Source organism: Flavobacterium johnsoniae UW101, assembly GCF_000016645.1.
Lineage (GTDB): Bacteria > Bacteroidota > Bacteroidia > Flavobacteriales > Flavobacteriaceae > Flavobacterium > Flavobacterium johnsoniae.
Map to the genome: position 1 here is coordinate 2,443,950 of NC_009441.1, position 19,589 is coordinate 2,463,538.

Annotated in this window: 15 protein-coding genes; 3 read left to right on the forward strand and 12 right to left on the reverse strand. The window is 32.3% G+C overall.

The annotated features are described in order from the left end of the window. Positions 1–24: 24 nt before the first annotated feature. From FJOH_RS10750 to FJOH_RS26950, 12 genes are all read right to left on the reverse strand, one after another. A complete protein-coding gene (locus tag FJOH_RS10750; RefSeq protein WP_012024135.1) occupies positions 25–579 on the reverse strand; it encodes an REP-associated tyrosine transposase in 555 nt (184 codons plus the stop codon). 322 nt (positions 580–901) lie between these two features. Continuing rightward, the gene (locus FJOH_RS10755; protein ID WP_012024136.1) at positions 902–1,390 is read right to left on the reverse strand and encodes a hypothetical protein; all 489 of its coding nucleotides are present in this window, start codon (positions 1,388–1,390) and stop codon (positions 902–904) included. Positions 1,391–1,400: 10 nt separating this feature from the next. After that, positions 1,401–4,901 carry a hypothetical protein gene (locus tag FJOH_RS10760; protein WP_012024137.1) on the reverse strand — a complete coding sequence of 1,167 codons (3,501 nt, stop codon included), beginning with the start codon at positions 4,899–4,901 and terminating at the stop codon, positions 1,401–1,403. Then, complete coding sequence (locus tag FJOH_RS10765; RefSeq protein ID WP_012024138.1) at positions 4,902–7,070, reverse strand: hypothetical protein; 2,169 nt, start codon at positions 7,068–7,070, stop codon at positions 4,902–4,904. 25 nt (positions 7,071–7,095) lie between these two features. Further along, positions 7,096–7,593: a hypothetical protein gene (locus FJOH_RS10770; RefSeq protein ID WP_012024139.1), complete on the reverse strand. Its 498-nt coding sequence runs from the start codon at positions 7,591–7,593 to the stop codon at positions 7,096–7,098. 28 nt (positions 7,594–7,621) lie between these two features. Continuing rightward, positions 7,622–8,074 (reverse strand): CHAP domain-containing protein, encoded by a 453-nt coding sequence (locus FJOH_RS10775; RefSeq protein ID WP_012024140.1) that lies wholly within the window; start codon positions 8,072–8,074, stop codon positions 7,622–7,624. Beyond that, positions 8,071–8,358, reverse strand: a complete 288-nt coding sequence (locus tag FJOH_RS10780; RefSeq protein WP_012024141.1) for a methyl-accepting chemotaxis protein — start codon at positions 8,356–8,358, stop codon at positions 8,071–8,073. Before FJOH_RS10780 ends, FJOH_RS10775 begins: the two co-directional genes overlap by 4 nt. A gap of 317 nt (positions 8,359–8,675) precedes the next feature. Then, positions 8,676–8,921 (reverse strand): hypothetical protein, encoded by a 246-nt coding sequence (locus tag FJOH_RS10785; protein ID WP_012024142.1) that lies wholly within the window; start codon positions 8,919–8,921, stop codon positions 8,676–8,678. A gap of 428 nt (positions 8,922–9,349) precedes the next feature. Continuing rightward, complete coding sequence (locus FJOH_RS10790) at positions 9,350–9,550, reverse strand: hypothetical protein (protein ID WP_044047667.1); 201 nt, start codon at positions 9,548–9,550, stop codon at positions 9,350–9,352. 122 nt (positions 9,551–9,672) lie between these two features. Further along, entirely contained in the window at positions 9,673–10,389 is a 717-nt protein-coding gene (locus FJOH_RS10795) for a DUF3164 family protein (protein WP_012024143.1), read from the reverse strand. A 28-nt stretch (positions 10,390–10,417) separates the two neighbouring features. After that, a complete protein-coding gene (locus tag FJOH_RS10800) occupies positions 10,418–10,696 on the reverse strand; it encodes a hypothetical protein (protein ID WP_012024144.1) in 279 nt (92 codons plus the stop codon). Continuing rightward, the gene (locus FJOH_RS26950; RefSeq protein ID WP_159436657.1) at positions 10,689–10,826 is read right to left on the reverse strand and encodes a hypothetical protein; all 138 of its coding nucleotides are present in this window, start codon (positions 10,824–10,826) and stop codon (positions 10,689–10,691) included. The genes FJOH_RS10800 and FJOH_RS26950 overlap by 8 nt, the downstream gene beginning before the upstream one ends. Before the next feature lie 303 nt (positions 10,827–11,129). Here FJOH_RS26950 and FJOH_RS10805 point away from each other — a divergent pair, with 303 nt between their 5' ends. The 3 genes from FJOH_RS10805 (at position 11,130) to FJOH_RS10815 (ending at position 19,555) form a co-directional block, all read left to right on the forward strand. Then, positions 11,130–11,813, forward strand: a complete 684-nt coding sequence (locus FJOH_RS10805; RefSeq protein WP_044047669.1) for a S24 family peptidase — start codon at positions 11,130–11,132, stop codon at positions 11,811–11,813. A gap of 280 nt (positions 11,814–12,093) precedes the next feature. Next, entirely contained in the window at positions 12,094–16,215 is a 4,122-nt protein-coding gene (locus FJOH_RS10810) for a hybrid sensor histidine kinase/response regulator transcription factor (protein ID WP_012024146.1), read from the forward strand. Between the two features lie 313 nt (positions 16,216–16,528). Then, on the forward strand, positions 16,529–19,555 hold the full coding sequence (locus FJOH_RS10815) for a SusC/RagA family TonB-linked outer membrane protein (RefSeq protein WP_012024147.1): 3,027 nt from the start codon (positions 16,529–16,531) through the stop codon (positions 19,553–19,555). Positions 19,556–19,589 lie beyond the last annotated feature (34 nt).

A 19,589-nucleotide genomic window follows, 5' to 3' on the forward strand; every position in this document is an offset into this window, starting at 1 on the left:
TTTCTAGAATGCAATAATTTTTTTTCAAAACAGATCTAACAAAACAACATCTAAATCATTTTCTAAGCCTGAATAATTCCTTGCCGAACTAAAATAATAATCTTCAGATGAACTAACAGTTTTATCTTTTACGGGATTGTTATGGATGTAATCAATTTTTTGCTTGATAAATTTATTGCTGTAAATATGTTCTGCGTGATAGCCATTTTGCCATACTTTATAAGTCTGGTTCTTTTTTAAATGTTCACATGACTTTTGAAAATATTCCAACATCCATTCTCTTCTGCTTTCAGGTTCATCTATTATAGTTTGTATTATTTTTTTTGATGTAAATTTTTTAAAATCTCTAATAATATCAGATAATACAAAACCATTCGTTCCTTTGCAGAGCAAATGAATATGGCTGCTCATAATACAGTAAGCATAAATTTCTAAACCTTTATTTTCCTGACAATACTTTAAAGCATTTATTAAGATGTTTTTCTGATTTAGTCTTGTAAATATATCTATCCATCCTATAGCAGTTACAGTTATAAAATATGCTTCCTCAGTTGTTGTTGCTTTATATTTTGTTGACATGTTCTTTTTTTCCTACAAAAATAAAGAGTATAGTGGAAAGTTTTACTTTTTATTTGTGGGGTTTTGAAGGAATTACTTTGCGGGCACGGATTACAAATCCGCGCTATCGTTGCGGAGGTAAATCTGCGCGATCGGGTTTTTGAAGAATTACTTTGCGGGCACGGATTTCAAATCCGCGCTATCGTTGCGGAGCTAAATCTGCGCGATCGGTTTACAAATCCGAGCTATCGTTGCTGAAATAGATCTGCGCGATCGGGTTGCAAATCCGCGCTATCGTTACGGAGGTAAATCTGCGCGATCGGGTAAATCCGCGCGATCGGGGTTAATCTTCATAACTTACAATGATTGGAGTATTGAGATCTAGAGATTTTTGTAGAAGTTCTTTTATTTCAATCAACATATCAATGTAATAATCAACATATTCCGGTACATAATCATAATTTATGTTTAAATTAAAACTCCAATCATTCCCATTATTAACTTCATTCTTTAAATTATCAAAACCGCCATATTTTTCCCATATATTCAGTCTTTCATTTTGTAATGATGGAATAACTTGATTTGCTATTGATTGAATACTTTCTTCAATATCGCCTGAATCAAAATGTGCAGACATATCATTAAAAGCATCTAGATTTCCAATATCCAAATGGTTTTCTAATCTAAAAGCTATTTCTTTTTCTAATAAAAAATAAAGTTTAGTAGCTAAATCGTAGTTAATATCCTTTATGTAAAAAAGCAATGTGCTTAATTCGTCTTTTCTGAAATAAGTATCTATATTCTCTATTTTGTATCTAATATCTAATGGCATATTATTTATTTTAATCTGTTATTATTCTAATATATAAACTATTTAATAATTCTTCTTTTGTTGTATTAAATGTTGTAGGATTAATTTCTGTAAAATCACTTAAAGAATAAGGGGTAGCTTTTAACATTTGTTTAAAATTTGATAAAGACATTGTTTTAGCTTTTTCAGATTTATCCAAATATTTTACTTCTATGGAATGGATTTGATTGAAATTTTGAGGCATTGTTATGTCTTTCCATGTTTTTTTTCCTTCCTGTGTTATAAATGTTTTTGCTTGTGTAATATCTTCTGGTAGATTTCTTAAAAATTCTAATTTTTGAGCATCATTATATTTTGCTTTTGTTGTTTCAAATGTTTCTCCGGGAGTAAGTTTGGCACTATATGGCATTTTAATTTTATTTATAGATTTATTTACAACAATGGCATCAATATCTAAATGTATCTTTCCGACTAGAGGAGTCCCATCAGCTTTTTTAAATAAAATATCAACACTAAACATCAGATCTTCATTATTTAAAATCATATTGTTTAAATAAACCCTCATTGGTTTTTCAATAAAATCCCCTAAGGTAAATTTTTCACTAATTTTTATCTTTTCCAAAGCTTGTAGCCTCGTTTTTATATCTGCCGATAAAAGTTGATTTTTATATGTTTTTACAACTTTATCTATTTCTAATTTGAAAGAACTTATATATTCATATGTATAATTGTTAGCTAGCCAGAAATCCCTGTTTTTTCTTAAGAATTGTCTTTTGATTGTATCAGAATTAGCATATTCTCCAAGTTTACTAGGATTACGTTTTAAACCTAAAAATAATTCGTTTGGTAAATCACCTAATTCATCAATAAGTATCAATGTTTTATCTTTCTCCAGATTTAAAAAAGACTGTCTTAAAACTAGCTCATCATAATATCTTTTCCATCGATTAATTAGCTCAGGCTTATTTTTAAATGTTGCTAAATCATTTCCAAAAGTATCAATAAAAACTAATTTTCTTTCATAGCTAAGAGTGTTTATTATTGATTTGGTAATTGGTTCATCTACATAACGAATTAAATCATTAGTTCTTGTTAGATTACAAATGTACATAGTGAATTTAGCTTCTTCTAAGCCTTTTTCACTTAAAAGAATCCAATTATCTAAATAACTACCATCACGAATACCACTTGCATTTTTCCCATTGTTCAATAATCTCCAAAATGCAAGATCACCGATATGTTGAAAATCTGTCATGAACTTTAACCTTTGAGCATCAGTAAAAACAGAATTGTATTTTAAAACAATGTAATTTGTAGCATCTCCAAGATCTAAGGCGTTTAATTTGTTTCCAAATAAGGTTAAAGTTACATTTTTATTGCCTTTTAGTGTTGTTAATAAATTGATCATTTCTGGAGCAAGACCATGAGCGACACCTGATGGTAAGGCTTCAATTAAATCTAAAACTTTTCCTGCCTCACTTACTGCATGGGCCTGTGCCGTTAAAGATAAACCAACTCCTAAAAAAGTTAAGGATATAAATATTTTTTGACATCCTTCTAAAATTTTTCTTTTAGCCTCATTATTTTCTGTAGTTATTAGATATTCGTTAATTTGTGTTAAAGAGCCAGCTGTAAGTGTGAAAATGTCGGCAGCCCCTCTGAATCCTTGCCATATTTCAATCGCTTCAGTTGATTCAATTCCACCAGCCAATGCTCTTCCTATTTTGGTAGTATATTTTAAATATTGTAAGTCTTTAAGAATACTTGTTCCTCCAGTAAAATAAATTAATAAAGCGTCAACGGTTAAATTTGCAGCTAATGCAACTCCAGCATCAAAATCAGCCAGACGATCATATTCTTCAATAAAATGAAACAGAAAGGCAGGCAATGTAGCCGATTTCGGAATTCTTAAATCTAAATTTGATTCATATCCGCAAAAAGAAATTTGCTGATATAAATGAAAAGACCCAAAATATTCATCACCAATCTTATGTTGACTAAAAGCTCCTGCATAAGTATCTTGTTTGTATATTTTTGTTATATCAATTTTTTTATCATTAATTGATGATTCAAAACGCTGTTGCGATGTAACTATTTGTTGATCGGAAGAAGGTATAAATGTTAGAAAATTCTTTTTATTAAATTCTTGAGGGTTTATATTAAAATAATTATCAGGATCAACTCCTTTAAAATATGGCCAAGGATGAGGAATAACAGTACCTGCACGTATGTAATCTAAATTATACTTAGAAATTTTCCATAATTCGTAAATAGCAAATGCGAAATATTTTCTATTAGTTTGTTCATCAACAAACCAGTTCACAAAAGGGTATCTTTCTAGTCTTGCATCTGTTAGCGTATCGTAGATAACTTGAAAATTAGTCTCAGCACCATTTTCTTTTTCTAGTAAAAAATCTAAAAAGTGATTTGCATGTGATGGATTTATAGATATAACAAGTTTTACAAGTACTCTTTGATCTTCTTGCGATAGATTGAATTTTAAATATTGTTTAATACATTTAATAATCAACTCATAAGGAATTACGTTTAAAGCAGATGGTGATAATATCTTTAATAAATATTCTACTTTGTCATCAGCAGGATAATATGACAGATTCTTTGTTTTATAGCATATTTGATAAAAATTTTGTAGGCTTGAAAGATATGATTGATAGTCTTCAAAAGTAGATGAATTAGAAAATAGAGCCTCAAAACTATCTTTGTATGGTCGAGGAAACCCGTCTAGAGGTGTGTTATAATAATATCCCCAAGTTCTTTTAAAATTAAACAATAGTTTTTCGAGATCTGTAAAATCATTATAATCAATAATTCCATTTGCAACATCTTGCTCTTTCTTGAAGAAGTGAGTATTTGAAGCAATAATGGGAATAATATCTCGATTAATTTCTCTAATTTTAAAAATAATCAAGCTCATTGCTTTCTTAATGAAAGTTTTTTGGGTATTAGTTATTGACCATGAATTTATAAAATCTCCTAAATTTTTTTTATAGAAATAACCGCCGGGTACCCCTGATTGGTTATTGAGAACAATGACAGCATTGGCTCCATCAGTATTAATTTTATGGTCAACAGTTCTAAAATCTTCTACTATTGGTTTTAAGTAGTTGCGAACGCCTCTATTATCAATTGTGTTCTGTAAATTAAAAGTGTATTTTTTTTCATTATAAAAATAATCATAAGGTTCTTCAAAATCAATTGAAGTAACCGTTACCTCTTCACCCTCAGTAGCTAGAACCTTTTTAAAATTATATTTAACCAAATTATCTAGTGTGGGAACAGGTTCAACGTTTTGAATGTATTTTAAAAACATTTTTTTGTCGTAATAGCCCGATAAGTTTGGTTTTTTTCGATCTTCTCTTTTAAATTCAGATTGTTGATAATATCTATATTCTTCTGAATTTAATGAGGATAAAGTAAAACCAACTAAAAAGCCTTCGACATCAAAAGCTGGTTTTTCAAATAGATGTATCCTTACCGGAGTTCCATCTTTTAGAATTGCGGTAGTAGTCATTTATAAAACGGTATTAATATTAAAAAATGGAATGCTAATGTCTAAATCAGGCATATAATCACTATAGCCCTTGCTAAAATGATATCTCCTATCCAATGAATAAACAAAAACAGGATTGCTAGGTTCTTTCAGCTTATTACTGCCATCGGTATCTTCAATCACAATTCCAACTCTGTATTTTTGATATTTAATATCTTCAGGCGAAATCAATTCGTTTTCATCTTCAAAAAGATCAATCAAAAACAAGCGAGGATTTTTTGTGTCGTCAGTGATTAATGCTTTTATAGCATCATTTTCGGTTTTAGTTAATCCCAAAATGATTTTAGTTGGAGTGGAACCATCTAATGTTTTTAATTCCAGTCCGGTAATAGTTTGAGTACTGTCTGTAAATAGTTGAAGGTTATAGTAGTAAGGTTCTGGTAACTCGTAGGTTTTACTTTTTGTAACGGCACCGCTTGCAGAAGCTGTTGTTTTGGTATCTGGTGTAGTGCTTCCAGTTGCAGAAACGGCATTGTTCATAACATCTACAGCTTCTGTAAGATAGGTTACACGTGCAACTTTTGAGGGTTCTTCAATTCCGGTTTCAATAATATCGTTAACGGTTAAAGTTTGTACAATAGAAATTCCTTGTTGTTTTTTATCATAAAACTCATTAATAAGATTCAGTTTCTCAGAAGTCATTCTGGAGTAACTTTCATCAGTACTTAGTTTTAATAAAGGTTTTGCATCGATTAGGCTAAATACATTATCAAAAAAGTTGGCTTGTCCGTACAGAATAATAAGATCTCCGTTTTCATCTAATGTTGTTCCGGCTGTATATTGATTTATTTTACCCTGATAAAGCAAAATGTTAAGGGAAGCAATATTTTTACCTTGAATGGCAGGAGTAGTAAGCTGAATGGTTGAGGTTAGATTACCATAATTTCCTGCTTCATCTGGAGGCAATCGTAAGCCATCAGCATTAATGAAATTATCTTTTTGGGCATTGGCTACTTTTGCAATTTGTCCGTAAAAAGCAGTATTATTATTGTTGTCGGTAGTAAATTGCAGATAAAGATTGTTTTGGGTAACTGTATTGGCTTGCGACTGGTTGTTAATTAAAATCGGCCATCCAAAAGTGCCATAAGTTCCAGTTGTCATTGGAACAACTTTAGTTGAGGGATCTTCTAACAAACCAGTTTTAAGATTTTCAACGCTTTCTTCTAATTTATAGTTTCCATAAAAATCATAACTGCGCGTGCGGTCACTTTGAATGTAGATATACCAATTATTTTTTGTGTAAAAACTATTGATTATACTGTTGAAAATTTCATACCCTTTTTTGCTGGTTTTAGTTCCGCCAGAAACTATATCTACAGAATGTTCAGGAACAAACAAACCATAAAAAGCAGCAATATCAATAAATTGAGTGCTTTGTTCACGTTGTAGTTTTTTCATATAATCAGTAGAACCATCTGCTATAATTTTGGCAGCAGCTTTACGTGTATATCCTAAATCAAAAATAAACTCACCATTCGTTAAATTGTTTTTGTAATCGCCATAATTGAGGACAACATCAATTCCGCATTCACCTTGAGCAAAATTTCCTAATGATTTTCCCATATCAATCATAGGCAGTTCAAAAGGATCTTTTTCTTCAAGAGTGCCATTTTTGTCTTCAAATTCAGATTCTTTAAAGAAGAAATTTGAAAGTAAAGTGCTGTCTGGAACTGCAGGGTTATAACCAATATGTGACGCAGTAAAAGGAGGAACAGGAATCTCAGTAACGGTTTCACCGTTTTTAACTTTACGCCCTTCATGAAAAGCTTTAAAATCTATATTTATCTTATCGATAAAATCTGAATACGTTCCTTCATTTTTAATGATTAAAGGATCTGTATCGGCAGTAAAAAAATCACTTTTTTGTAATCCTCTGTAGATAAAATATTTGATGTTTAATCCTGGAAAAGGTTGTTTGTAAGGTCTAAGAATTAGATTTACTTTGTTTGGATTGCCGATTTGAGGCTGTATTAAAACAACACCTTTGCAAATGGAATAAGCTTTTTGGGGAGAATTTAAAGAAAATCTGGAGGTCAGGTTAAATTCGCTGGTCGAAACGGGGCCAAAGGCTTGTTCCTGACTTTGCGTAAAGCCTCCTGACTCTATAAAAAAATGAGACTGTGCAGACATATATATTATTTAAAAGTTGAATTATTTAAACCACAAAAGGTTTATAGATTTTATAAACAAATCTTGTAATTAGAAAGAGCAGCAAAAGGAGAAGCAGTCTTCCTAGCCAGATTTGTACCTTTTGCCAAAAAGTTAAGTAGTTAGTAAACTTGGTAATCGTGATTGTTTTTTCCTGAACATCTTTAATCTGTTTCGATTTCCAGTGAGCATAGAGTTCCTGCTCTTTCAAGTTGCAGTCTACGCTGAGTTTATTGTTATCAAGACGAACCCTTGGGCTTTTTAATGTACGCCCTGGTTCGGCCTGAATAACATTTTTAAGAACGGCTTTTCCGTTAATACAATCCAATAAAGCGTTATAAGAACTGCTGTCTTTTGCAATTTTAAAAACGGTATCATGTAAAGTTTCTGTAATAGTGATGGTTTGTGCTTTATTTTCGCTTTGCACAGGTTTTGGACTTCGACATGAAATAACGATTAGGATAATGAGAAGTGAAAAAGCAAAACATTTTAGTTTTTTAGTCATAATTAAAGTTGGTTTATAAGATTTAGTTTTACAGACGTAAAAAGCCTTTAATACTTTTTACATCACGTTTTCTTCTGGCCACTTTGTAGCCTTCACGGCCTCCGGTATCATTAGTATTTCCTTCAATTGTATAGATTGTAGTTCCGGTTACTTTTTCTACAAATCCGGTATGGCCTAAACCATTTTTTAAATCCATAATAAAGACATCTCCAGGCTGTGGAGTTTTCTTTACCAAAAGAGGTCTCGAGTTGTATTGATCCAGAACACCTGCTGTTTTCTTTAAAGGATTTTTAGCATTAATCTGCAGAGAGGCCTTTTGTGTACACCAGTACACAAAAGCCATACACCAGGCATATCCTTTTGAAAGTCCGACACTTCTTAAATAAATTTCAACTTCAGGGCCGGAGTTGCTGTTTCTGGGAATTTCTTCGACACCAATTTGTGCCGTGGCGATTTCGATAGTTTTTTGGGCTAGTGTCATGACTGTTTTCCGTTTAACTGTTTAAATTTTTGTAATTCATCAACCAACTGCTGATTGATAAACATGAGTTCTTTGTGCTGTATTTCCATTTTTTTGATGGTATCTGTGGCGGCTGTAAGTCGGGCTGTAAGATCGTCCAGAAGATCACGATAATATTTTACGGCACTTACGGCGTTGTCCAGTTCTGCGGCCCTGTCTTCGGCGAGTGATTTTCGCATTGAGAAAAACCAGGTAATAAAAGCAGCAAAAAATGCGGTTAGAGTGGGGTATAGAAATTGCTCCATTGAATGTATTAATGTTGAATGTTAGATTAAAATGTTTATTGAAAAACAACACGGAAAAGTTGTTTTCTTAAGAAAATGCAATACTGAAAATTGCAGTTAGATTGATGCGGTTCCTTCCTTTTGAGATTACAAAGATTGGGCAAAAAAAGCCCTAAAAAAAACGAATGCAAAGTGCATGAACATTTATATTCTAGGGCTTTACAAAGTTGTACGGAAAGCGAACAAAGCTCATTTTTACAGAGGTAAATGACTCATCTTTGCATCATAAAAACAAAGGTTTTTATGAGTTAAAGATTCGCTTTTCTTTTTTATAATGATTAAGAAGACTTTTCCTGATTACTCATTAGTTCTTCAATTTTTTTCAATTCTGAAGTAATAGGCGTACAAAGAATTTCATACAAAGTAGTTCTTGAAATTGGATAAACTGGATACACGTATTTACGCCATACTACCGTAGTAGGAATATCTTCTGTTTTGTGTTTTTGATATAATTCTTTAACGAGTTTGTAACGCAATAATTTATTTTTTTGAATTCCGAGGCTTCTGTTTGAGGATATAGACATGAGATAATATTTAGAGTGATAGAAAATGAAGAAAGATTTTTGAAAAAAGAAGGTTATTAAAAAGAAGATTTAATCATGATTACGAATTATTTGAATACTAAATGATGACATAAAGATTTACTGCAGCCAAACCATCTAATCTTTTTTAAGTAATGGTTTTTCTACTTCAATGCCATTTTTTTGAACCTCGTTCTGAGGTGCTATTTGTTAAATATTTTTTTAACAATTGAGGTCAGTACACTTCCTATCATGATCTCGTTCCACAGCTCTAAAGACTGGGAACTCTATAGAAAGAATGGTTTTTGGCTGCTTTTTTGGGTAAAAACCGCCCATCTTCGGTTCCTGTATTTCCTTTAGAAAGAAGTGAAAACAGGAACCATTTTTTTATGCTTGTTAAGGTTTTACAATGCAGATATTGAAGGGGTTATTCAGCCTTTGTATGTAGCTGTTGTATGCTTTTTAAATCTCGGATTTTTAATTACGATGCTTTCATATTGGTTAAAAGCCTGGCGTTCTTTATTTGATAGATCATTTTTACAGTTCCAGTTTCCGAGTCCGTCTTTAAAAATGATATGTTCGTTAACTTTGTAACTTTCATGATCAGTAATTGGCTTTATTTTTACGCTCATTCAGGTATTGTTTAAAAATTATTTTGATTCTGAAATAAAACCATTCACGGAATAAAAGAATAGGTTTTAAATTGGTTGCGATAAGCAGAAGAGCTAAAAGAGCCGACGCGTAAATATCATTATTAGGCTGCATGATTTTGTTCGTTTTGCTGGTTGAAGAAATTAAAAGCATATCCTTGTAAAAAATCTACAGACGACATAGACAACGGAATATTGGTTCTCACACCATTTTCATTAATTCGGCTTGCCTCAATAAACCAGCTTGAGCGGATAGGTTTAAAAGAAGAAGCGATAATTTCGACACCATCGGTAAATTCTTCATTATTAAATTCTTTCGTTAATTTTTGAAGTTCCAAAACACGTGAGCCTTTTAAATTCCCTTTAGCATCTTTTTTTAATAAATTAAAAACGATTTTTACTAACGATGCGGTTTCTTTGCTCGTTGAAAGTGACGAAATATAGTTCTGCACCTTTTCGATACCAATTGTCACCGTATCGTCCCATCCTTCATTAATGCGATATCCAATTGTGATTTCTTCCTTATCATTAGAAAAAGTATGCGACATCTGCTTTTCTTTAAAACCATAAACCTGATTTTTTAAATCCAGAATAGTTTCAAACAATTGAAAAGTTTCTGTTTTAGCATTTCTCATCATTTCAGAAGTTTCATGTAATCTCGAAAGCGCTTTCGGAATAGTTTCGGCTACCAGTTTTTTATAAGCATCTCTTTCTTCATTTTTTTTATTTTCAATTCGGTTTAAAGCTTCTTTTAATTGCTGTGCAGAAAATTGAGATAAATCCATAGATGGGTTGATTGTGTTTGTTAAGGCATTATTCATAGTATATGGCTTTTAGATTAGGATAATTTTAGATATGTAATACAATTTCTTCTTTAAAAGGATCGCCATAATAGGGTTTAAAATTATAGTGATCCGCAAGTCTCCAGACTTGTTTTAATTTGTTTTCAATTGTTTGCGAAACCGGACGCGGTGATGCGGTTTCATCTTCCAGAATATGCATCCATTGAAAACGTTCCTGATTGATACAGATTCTTTCCCCAGCCGTAAAAGTTCTAGATCTTTCAGAACAGTATTGAAGTGCCAGGTACAATTGTGCAATTCTTGCTTCGATTTGATTTTTACTCATGATTTTTATCTAATAAGGTTCGTAATTTTTTAATGTCAGATTCTATTAAGTTTCTCTCAGGACTATTTGGATTTTCAATCAGCCAATTTTCCAGTTCCTGAATTTTTTCCTTGATTTGATTTGTTTCCATTTATATGATTATAAGTAATTATGAATGAGTTTTTTATTTTTAATGGTTAATACTACTGGTTATTCGTAGTTTTATTCTTATTTAGTGTAGTGTCTTTTTTTTATTTTTAATTGCAGATAATATTTGTGTAACTATCTTTTAGTTAATTATTTGTGAGTTGTGTTTGTGTTGAGTGCAATTTTTTATTGATATAAATTTGTGTGTAATTGTCTTGTTTTTGATAATTATTTTTCTTTACTTTGCAAATATAATGTAAAATAATACATTAAAACAAATTTTTAACGTAAAAAAATACGTCTTTTTATGGGGTCAACTGAAAGAATGCGTGAATATCTTGATTATAAAGGAATTACTAAATATAAGTTCTGTAATGATTTAGGTTTTTCTAATAAATTTTTAGACAATAGCAGTAATATGGGAACAGATAAGGCGTGTAAAATTTTACACTATTATCCGGAAATTAATTCTGAGTGGCTTTTAACCGGAAACGGACCTATGATAAAAGAAGATAATACCAATATTGTAATTATGAATAACGACCGAAGAACGATCGATACACTGCATGTGAGCCAGGAAATACCATTATATGATCTAGAAGCTGTGGCGGGTTTACGAGAATTATTCAACAGCGGAAAACCACAAAGAGTTTTGGATACAATAAAAATTCCCAATCTGCCAAAATGTGATGGAGCTATTTCTGTAACTGGAGACAGTATGTATCCGCTTTTAAAATCAGGAGATATCGTCCTCTATAAAGAAACTGAGTTTGAAAATATCTTTTTTGGTGAAATGTATCTTTTAAGCGTAAAACTAAATGACTGGGAAGAATACATTACTGTAAAATACGTTCAAAAATCAGATCTAGGATCAGAATTTGTAAAATTGGTAAGCCAGAATTCACATCATCAGCCAAAAGATATTCATATCTCAAAAATTTCGGCATTGGCACTTATAAAAGCTAGTATCCGTATCAATACCATGATGTAATTTATTTGAAAATCAGATTTTTCTGTTTTTTAGAAATAAAAATAGAAGCCTTTAATTTTTACATTTAAAGGCTTCTATTCTTTTTTTAAATTATGTCCAACCCTAATGTTTTCTAAAATTAAAGTACAAATCCACCCCTTAAAAAGAAAAAACAACTCCCTCTTTTTTTTACATTAGATTTATTTTGCAGTGCCTTCAAAACGATTTTTTTCATAGGTTTATTGATTATGAAAACACAAATCGTTTTACAAATTTTATCCGGCGTTTATAAATTCTGTTTATGAGGAATATTAAAATTTACATTTTAAGCTGTTTTGCATTTCTTTCCATTTCTTTTGGCGTTTCTGCACAAAGATCTGATTTATATTTTGACCATATTGATTACGATGTGAGTTTTTCGCAAAGTATGATTTCGAGTATTCATCAAACCAAAAAAGGATTTATCTGGATAGGAACTGCAAACGGATTAATCAGTTACGACGGATATAATTTTCTGCGATATGTTTACAACAAAGACATTCTAAATACCATCAGCAACAATCATATTAACGTGATTCTGGAAGACAGACAAAAAGAACTTTGGGTTGGAACCAATAATGGATTGAATCTTTTTAATAAAAACGAAAGGAGTTTTTTAAGAGTTGACGTTCAGAAAATTAAAGGCGGACGAAATTATATTTCATCCATAATTCAGGATGATCAAAACCAAATTTGGATTGGGACTTTTGGCGGTATAAAGCGTCTTAACAGAGAGAAATATTTGTTAGAAGAAATCTCAAACGATCACAATTCACCATTCAGAAAAAGCAGGGTTTTGTCTTTGTTTTATGATCGCAATTATGGTGTTTTGGTTGGAACTTCTAAAGGCTTAGAATGTTTTGATCCTAAAAATGGCTCAAAAAAAATATTACCAAAAACATTGACAGATAACGAAGCTTTAATCAAATCAAAAATCTGGAAAATCATCAAAGAAAAAAATGGTAATTTATGGTTTGCGACTGAAGCAAATGGTGTTTTTTATTTTGATACAGACAAAAATATCGTAAAAAATTACCTTCTTAATACAAATAACAAAAACAGTTTGTCGTCAAATTGGGTCAATGATATTGTTTCTGTCGACAATAATACCATTTGGTTTGCCACTAAAAACGGTTTATGTGTTTACAAAAAAGATAAAAATGAATTCACCAAATACGGACATAATCCACTGGAAAGTTACAGTCTTTCAGACGATGATGTCAAATGTTTTTTAAAAGACCGTCATAACGATATTTGGATTGGGACGAATGGAGGAGGAGTCAATTTTTTTCAGAAAACTAATACCAATTTTACCAATATAAGAGAAGTCATCAAACCTAGTTTCGGATTAAATACAGCCTTTGTAAATGCAGTTGTGAGAGAAAATGACGGTTCAGTATGGGTTGGAACAAATGGCGGAGGCTTGAATTACCTTGACTTTAGAAATAATAAAAATATATCTTATCAAATTGAAGGTTACGATTTTGATAAAAGCGTTAACATGATAACGGCTTTGGTAAATCAAAACGAACAGAACTTGTTTTGCGGAACTTTCAATGGATTATTCAAATTCAATAAAAACAGTAAAACATTCCAGTTTATTTCGCTTTCACGCAAAGATTCTAAAGAAAGAGAACGTCCCATTACTTCTCTATTAATGGATAATACAGATTTATGGGTAGGAACAAACGGCAACGGACTGAAGAAAGTAATGCCCGACGGAACGGTCGAAATTTATATGGCAGACGGAACTTCAAATTCTCTCAGCGATAATTTTATCACTGATATTGTAAATAGAAAAGACGGACTTTGGATCGCTACACAATACGGCTTAAATTATTTCGATAAAAAGCTAAAACAAGTTACCAGAGTTTTTAAAGCCGGGCCAAAAAGCGGATTATCAAACAATAGTCTCACTGTAATGTTTACCGATTCTAAAAATCGTTTTTGGGTAGGAGCAGAAAGTGGCGGCGTAAATATTTTTGATGAAAAGAAAGGACGTTTCTTCGAAATCAACCGCTCTATGGGATTCACTGATGAAACCATCAAAAGTATTTCGGAAGATTCAGAAGGAAATATCTGGATCAGCGACAATAATTTATTGTACAAAATAAAAACTAAAACTATAAAGCCTGTTCTTGATATTGCTGATTTTGAAATCACGTCTTATTCTTCAAATGACGGTTTAAAAGTCAAGCAATTTTCAAATAACTGCAGTGTACAACTAAATGCAAAAGAACTCGTTTTTGGATGTTCAAACGGTTTAATCGTTTTTAACTCTTCAAAATTAATCAAGACAAAAGACAAATCGCCAATTGTTTTTACGAAGCTTATTGTTAATAATGAGGAAATTAGACCAGGAAACAAAGAAGTTGCTCTGGAAAAACGTATCAGCGAAACTACTGAAATTACTTTAAAACACGATCAGGGATACATTGGTTTGGAATTTAGTGCAATGAGTTTTATTTCGCCGGAAAAAAACGAATATGCTTATAAACTCGAAAGCTCTAATAAAGACGAATGGCATATTATAGGTTCGCAGCATTATATCAACTTAACCAATTTAAATTCCGGAACTTATCTTCTAAAAATAAAAACTTCAAACGGAGGCGGAGAATGGAATCCGAATATTAAGACTTTAAAAATTACTATTCTGCCACCGTGGTGGAAAACATGGTGGGCCTATTTGTTTTATATTGTTTTGTTAACAGGAGCTTCAGTTTTATTATTCCGCTTTTTCAGAAACCGAGAATTGTTAAAACAAGCTTTTTATCTGGAACAAGTTGAAAAAGAGAGACAGGAAGAATTGTATAAAATGAAACTGGATTTCTTTACTAATGTTTCGCACGAAATCAGAACGCCTCTGACATTAATCAGCGGACCAGTTGAAGAACTTTTGAGCAGTGCCGAGAAAAATTCGAATCTGGAACAGAAACTAAAAACCATAAAAAACAATTCTGATAGATTATTGAAATTAGTTAATGAATTAATGGATTTTAGAAAAGCCGAAAAAGGCAGTATGAAAATCTATTGCGAACAGCAGGATATTGTTTCGTTTTGTTTTGATATTTACGAATCGTTTCGAGGAATTGCCGTCGAGAAAAAAATCGATTATAAATTCGTTTTAAATATAAATACAGTACAGCTTTATTTCGATAAAAACCAAATGGAGAAAGTGATTTACAATCTGCTTTCGAATGCCTTTAAATTTACCGGAAAAAACGGCCGAATTACTTTAGGCGTAGAACAAAAAGAAGATTCAGATTATGTCGAAATAAAAGTAAAAGACAACGGAATAGGTATTCCGGAAAACAGAAAAAAGAAGATTTTTAAGAATTTTTTCCAATTAGACGAACGCGGCAGTGCTAATTTAGGCAGCGGAATTGGTTTGGCTTTAAGCAAAAGTATTGTAGAACTGCATCACGGAGAAATCAAAGTTCAGACAGAAGAAGATCCAAACTTTACGACCATATTTACAATCAAATTAAAGAAAGGGAAAGATCATTTTAAAAAATCGCAGATAGTCGACAATTCAGTTAAGATTGAAGAAAATGCAAACCCAATTTCGGATGTTAAAACAGAAATTGAAACTTACGAAAGAGAATACGAAGAACTGGAAAACAGCAATAAAAAGACTGTTCTGGTTATTGAAGACAATGAAGAAGTACTCTCTTTTGTGTACGATATTTTGTATCACGATTATAGAGTTTTGAAATTTACAGATGGAATTCATGCACTCGAGTATATGGAGAAAGAAATTCCGGATCTTATCGTAACCGACGTTATGATGCCGGAAATGGACGGCTTTGAATTGTGCACTATTTTAAAAACAAATCAAAATACAAACCACATTCCGGTTATTTTGTTAACGGCAAAATCTTCTACTTTAAATAGAATTGAAGGACTTTCTACAGGAGCAGATGCTTATATTTCGAAGCCTTTTAGTATTGAAGAATTAAAACTCACAATCGCCAATTTATTATCAGCCAAAGAAATCATTCGTCAGAAATATGGAGAAGGATTTATTGCCGCTGTTGAAGAAGAAAACGTAAATACGCCGGAAGGAATCTTTTTGAAAAAACTCACTCAGATTATCGAAGCAAATCTGGATAATACTGATTTTGATGTAAATGATCTGGTAAATGAAATAGGAATGAGCAGAACCGTGCTTTACAAAAAAGTTCAAACTCTCACAGATCATTCAGTGGCTGGTTTTATCAAAAATATGAGATTAAAAAAAGCGGCCTATTTATTAACCAATACCAGTTATTCTGTTGCTGAGGTAACTTATATGGTTGGTTTTAATGACAGAAAGCATTTTAGTAAAGAATTTAAAAAGTTTTATAATTTATCACCTACTGAATATAAAGCTTCAAATAATTAACTATAAAAAAGGGTTTAATCGCTAACAGTCCTGAGGTTTACGCAAAGTCCGCAAAGTTTAATAAAAGCTTTGCGGACTTTGCGTTTTTCCCTTTTGCGTTCTTTGCGTTTAACTACAAAATTAAGCACCTCGCAATTATTTAAGTTTTTTATTACGAATGCCGTTTTTTAAAGGCTTATCTGGTATAAATTTCTCAAATAAAGACGTTCGAACCCCTAAAAACGAATATCTTCCTCCCTTCGTAACCTTAATTATTAGTCACATTTGCAACATAATCACATGACTTTATAATTAACTAACCAAAAAAATTACAATGAAAAACAACAAACCCGAAAAGATTCTTTTTCTTGGTGGAAATTATCTAAAATTAATTTTAATGTTTTTTCTGTGCATTCTGGCTTCTAATGTGAAGGCACAGGAAAGCACGGTTTCAGGAAAAGTAGTTGACAATGCAGGTCTCCCATTACCAGGAGTAAATGTACATGTTAAAGGAAGTACAAAAGGAACTCAAACCGATTTCGACGGAAATTTCAGCATCAGCACAGCGCCAAAAAGCACACTTGTTTTTTCCTTTATAGGGATGGATGAAGTTACTGTTGATACAGAAAACAAGAAAAACCTAAAAGTAGTTCTTAAACCAAGTTCTCAGGCACTAGACGAAATTATAGTGGTTGGTTACGGAACCAAAAAGAAAAGTGACGTAATTAGTTCTGTAGCTTCGGTTAAACCAGGCGATATGACAAAAGTGGCGACTTCTGATGTTGGTGAAATGTTAAGAGGTAAAGCTGCCGGAGTTCAGGTTTCGTTAGCTGATGGAGGTCCGGGAAGTTCTTCTTCAATTCAAATTAGAGGGAAAAAATCTATTAACGGCAGCAACGAACCTATCGTAATTGCCGATGGTGTTGTAATTGGTAACATCAATGATGTGAATGCCAACGATATTGCTTCTTTAGAAATTTTAAAAGATGCCGCAGCACAATCTATTTATGGAGCAAGAGCTTCAAACGGGGTTATTTTGATTACTACCAAAAGAGGAAAAACCGGAAAAGCAAAAATCGCTTACAATGGTTTCTCCGGAGTTCAGACAATCAACAGAAATTTTGACATTTACAGCGGAGAAGAATTTGCCCAGCTAAAAAGAGAAGCCTACAGAACAAGCAACGGCGGAGTTTACAGACCAGACGATCAGGTTTTTTCACCGCTTGAATTAGAATCCGTTCAATCAGGAAAATATATCGATTGGGAAAAATATGCGCTGAGAACAGGTACAACCAATAACCACAGTTTAAGTATTTCGTCAGGAACAGATAAAACGAGTATTTTTTCAAGTATCAACTACATTAATACAACAGGAGTAATCCCAAATTCTGATTTCGAGAAAGTGGCCATGAGAGTCAATGTAGATCAGAGAGTGGCAGACTGGCTGAAAATAGGAATGAATGTTTCGCTTCAATTCTCAGAAACAAACAGACCAAACGTAGGGAATGTTTTAAATAATGCCATTAATACATCACCTTTAGGAAGAATTTATAATGATGATGGATCATTTCGTTATCTGCCGGGAGGAATTCAGGAAACACCAAATCCGCTTATTGATATTTACGAGACGACAACAAATGAGTTAAATCGTAATGATATCATGAATATATTTTTGGACATTAATTTAGCAAAAGGTTTTACGTATAAATTAAACGCCAGCCGAAGATCATGGAATTATAAAGCAATGGCTTTTAATACTTCAAGATCACTTTCCGGAATTGCCAATTCAGGACAAGGAAGCGGCAGTATACTTTATAAAGATAATGTAGAATACCAGTTAAGTAATATTTTGAATTACAACTTTAAACTGGCCGAAAAAAATCATTTTAACGCTACTGGAGTTTATGAAATTACTTCATCAGAATACAATGAATTTAAAAACTCGGCAAGCAGAATTCCAAGTGATATTTTGGGAATTTACGGTTTAGAAAGTGCTTTTTTAAATACACCTGAAATTGGCGGAAACGAAAGGTCTCTGATTTCATTTGCAGGAAAATTAGAATATGATTTTGACAGCAAATACTATTTTACAGTTTCAGGCAGAGCTGATGGATCTTCAGTATTTGGAGCCAATAATAAATGGGGATTTTTTCCTGCTGTAAATGCCGCATGGAATGTTTCAAATGAAAACTTCATGAAAGAACACGTTCCGGTTATCAGTAATTTAAAATTAAGAGCCAGTTATGGTAAAGTAGGAAACCAGCCAAAAGACCCGTATCAAAGTATGGCGGTTGCAGATCAGAGAGATTATATCATAAACGGAATAAAAGTATCTGGATACGTTCCGGGAACACAATTGTCTAATCCGGATTTGCGCTGGGAAACTTCAACGCAGCTAAACCTTGCAGCAGATTTTGGATTATTTAAAAACCGATTAACAGGAACTGTTGAGGTTTACAATACAGATACTTCTGATTTATTGATTTATGAAACCTTAAATGCAAATACAGGTTATACCAAAAAACTTTCAAATATTGGTAAAGTAAACAACAAAGGTTTAGAAATTACTTTAAATGGTGATTTAATCAAAAAGAAAGACTTCAGATTAAATGTTGGCGCTACTTTCACTAAAAACAAAAACAGCATTGTAAGTATTTATGGAAAAGATGCCAACGGAGACGGAAAAGAAGATGATGATGTTGGAAACTTATGGTTTATAGGAAAACCAATTGATGTGTATTACCGATACAAAGCTGTTGGAATTTATCAGGAAGGAGAAACCATTCCCATTGTTACAGGAACAACTTTATATCCGGGAGACATAAAGTTATACGATGCTAATCCAGCAAATGGTGCCAATCCAAACCCGAATGAAGACCGTGTCATTACATCAAAACTGCCAGATTGGTTTGGAACTTTTTCCTTGGCTTTAGAATACAAACAATTTGATTTCTCGGCAGATATTTATACTGTTCAGGGGGTTACAAGAGATAATTTATTCTTATACGATTATGTAAAAGGAGGTTCTTTGAGAGGAGTAAAAAACGGTATCAAACAAGATTACTGGACACCTGAAAATCCTGGAGGAAACTGGCCGAGACCAAGAGACGGAAACGATCCGCCGTACATCAATACTTTAGGATTACAAGATGCCTCTTACATTCGTTTGCAAAACGTTTCTGTTGGGTTTAAATTTCCAGAAAGCACCCTTAAACCATTAGGATTAAGTAATATGAGATTGTATGTAACCGGAAGCAATTTGGTTACCCTTACAGATTATCAGTCTTACAGCCCAGAGAAAGAAATAAACGATTATCCGGAACCTGTTACTTGTGTTATAGGCTTACAAGTAGGTTTTTAATAACACAGTTTAAGACATTAAATAAAATAAAAAT

Excerpts from the sequence above, each read along its gene's own strand:
- FJOH_RS10750 (WP_012024135.1), bottom strand. The coding sequence starts at position 579 with ATGTCAACAAAATATAAAGCAACAACAACTGAGGAAGCATATTTTATA.
- FJOH_RS10755 (WP_012024136.1), bottom strand. The coding sequence starts at position 1,390 with ATGCCATTAGATATTAGATACAAAATAGAGAATATAGATACTTATTTC.
- FJOH_RS10760 (WP_012024137.1), bottom strand. The coding sequence starts at position 4,901 with ATGACTACTACCGCAATTCTAAAAGATGGAACTCCGGTAAGGATACAT.
- FJOH_RS10765 (WP_012024138.1), bottom strand. The coding sequence starts at position 7,070 with ATGTCTGCACAGTCTCATTTTTTTATAGAGTCAGGAGGCTTTACGCAA.
- FJOH_RS10770 (WP_012024139.1), bottom strand. The coding sequence starts at position 7,593 with ATGACTAAAAAACTAAAATGTTTTGCTTTTTCACTTCTCATTATCCTA.
- FJOH_RS10775 (WP_012024140.1), bottom strand. The coding sequence starts at position 8,074 with ATGACACTAGCCCAAAAAACTATCGAAATCGCCACGGCACAAATTGGT.
- FJOH_RS10780 (WP_012024141.1), bottom strand. The coding sequence starts at position 8,358 with ATGGAGCAATTTCTATACCCCACTCTAACCGCATTTTTTGCTGCTTTT.
- FJOH_RS10785 (WP_012024142.1), bottom strand. The coding sequence starts at position 8,921 with ATGTCTATATCCTCAAACAGAAGCCTCGGAATTCAAAAAAATAAATTA.
- FJOH_RS10790 (WP_044047667.1), bottom strand. The coding sequence starts at position 9,550 with ATGAGCGTAAAAATAAAGCCAATTACTGATCATGAAAGTTACAAAGTT.
- FJOH_RS10795 (WP_012024143.1), bottom strand. The coding sequence starts at position 10,389 with ATGAATAATGCCTTAACAAACACAATCAACCCATCTATGGATTTATCT.
- FJOH_RS10800 (WP_012024144.1), bottom strand. The coding sequence starts at position 10,696 with ATGAGTAAAAATCAAATCGAAGCAAGAATTGCACAATTGTACCTGGCA.
- FJOH_RS26950 (WP_159436657.1), bottom strand. The coding sequence starts at position 10,826 with ATGGAAACAAATCAAATCAAGGAAAAAATTCAGGAACTGGAAAATTGG.
- FJOH_RS10805 (WP_044047669.1), top strand. The coding sequence starts at position 11,130 with ATGGGGTCAACTGAAAGAATGCGTGAATATCTTGATTATAAAGGAATT.
- FJOH_RS10810 (WP_012024146.1), top strand. The coding sequence starts at position 12,094 with ATGAGGAATATTAAAATTTACATTTTAAGCTGTTTTGCATTTCTTTCC.
- FJOH_RS10815 (WP_012024147.1), top strand. The coding sequence starts at position 16,529 with ATGAAAAACAACAAACCCGAAAAGATTCTTTTTCTTGGTGGAAATTAT.